An 893-nucleotide genomic window follows, 5' to 3' on the forward strand; every position below is an offset into this window, starting at 1 on the left:
GGGGGAGACGGAGGAATTACATCTCGAGCAGGATGCGCTGCGGGTCCTCGATGCACTCCTTGACGCGCACCAGGAACGACACCGCCTCGCGGCCGTCGATGATGCGGTGGTCGTAGGAGAGCGCCAGGTACATCATCGGGCGCGCCTTGATGGAGCCGTCGGCCATGACCATGGGGCGCTGCTGCACCTTGTGCATCCCCAGGATGCCCGACTGGGGCGTATTGAGGATGGGGGTGCTCATCAGCGAGCCGTAGACGCCGCCGTTGGAGATGGTGAAGGTCCCCCCGGTGAGGTCCTCCATGGACAGCTTGCCGTCGCGGGCCTTCTTGCCCAGGTTGGCGATGCCCTGTTCGACCCCGGCGAAGGACAGGGAATCGGCGCCGCGCAGCACCGGCACCACCAACCCCTGGGGCGTGCCCACGGCGACGCCGATGTCGTAGTACTTCTTGTAGACCAGATCCTCGCCGTCGATCTCGGCGTTGACCGCCGGCCAGTCCTTCAGCGCCGAGACGCAGGCCTTCACGAAGAACGACATGAAGCCCAGCTTGCAGCCGTGGCGCTTTTCGAACTGGTCCTTGTACTGGTTCCGGAGGTCGAACAGCGCGCCCATGTCCACCTCGTTGAAGGTGGTCAGCATGGCGGCGGTGTTCTGGGCCTCCTTCAGGCGTCCGGCGATGGTCTTGCGCAGGCGGGTCATCCTGACCCGCTCCTCGCAATCGGCCTTGGGCCGAGGGCCGGAGGGGGCGGCGGGCTTGGGAGGCGGAGCGGCGGCGGGGGCCGGAGCGGAGGCCGCGGCCAGCACGTCGCCCTTGGTCACCCGCCCGTCCTTGCCGGTGCCGGCGATGGCGCCGGTGTCGATGCCGGCATCAGCGGCGATCTTCTTGGCCGAGGGC

General features: G+C 68.0%; 1 protein-coding gene. It reads right to left on the reverse strand.

Annotated elements, in window-relative coordinates; translation table 11 throughout:
• Window positions 1-16 precede the first annotated feature (16 nt).
• On the reverse strand, window positions 17-893 hold an 877-nt coding region (gene odhB / locus H261_RS22915; RefSeq protein ID WP_008622778.1), incomplete at its 5' end, for a 2-oxoglutarate dehydrogenase complex dihydrolipoyllysine-residue succinyltransferase.

It is taken from the genome of Paramagnetospirillum caucaseum (genome assembly GCF_000342045.1).
Lineage (GTDB): Bacteria > Pseudomonadota > Alphaproteobacteria > Rhodospirillales > Magnetospirillaceae > Phaeospirillum > Phaeospirillum caucaseum.